The following is a 404-nucleotide window of genomic DNA, read 5'->3' on the forward strand; positions in this document are numbered from 1 at the left end:
AAACTTTATTCCCGTTGTTATTTTATATTGTAAGATACTGTTTGTCAATAAGATGTAATTAGAGAGAGCCTCTGTTCTGGAGTTCGATAAATTTTAGCTAAAAACTTGGATTTCGGAGCTAATTTTAAAAATCTAAGGTAAAAAGTGGATTAACAGTCGTTCTATTGGGTTCGATTCTCGTCACCTTTTTCGTCTTTTACTACATATTGCTCAATTGCTATTTGGCCAAATTTGTACATGAAGTCCAATATCAATTCGGCTTGTTCGTAAGTGACTTCTTGACCATGTTCTTTTAAAACTTTGATTACCTTTTGTGGTTTGATGGAACGTTTAGGGTTTAAGTATTTCATAATATTTAAATTAAATAGTTGATTGTGTATTTCGGAAATACTATCCAGTCCTGT

At 31.7% G+C, this 404-nt stretch carries 1 protein-coding gene; it reads right to left on the reverse strand.

Translation table 11 applies throughout. The annotated features are described in order from the left end of the window. Window positions 1-161: 161 nt before the first annotated feature. Window positions 162-404 (reverse strand): hypothetical protein (locus JHD69_RS20545; protein WP_233166143.1); only part of this gene is annotated, 243 nt, incomplete at its 5' end.

This window comes from Pedobacter sp. ASV12, from assembly GCF_016429155.1.
Lineage (GTDB): Bacteria > Bacteroidota > Bacteroidia > Sphingobacteriales > Sphingobacteriaceae > Pedobacter.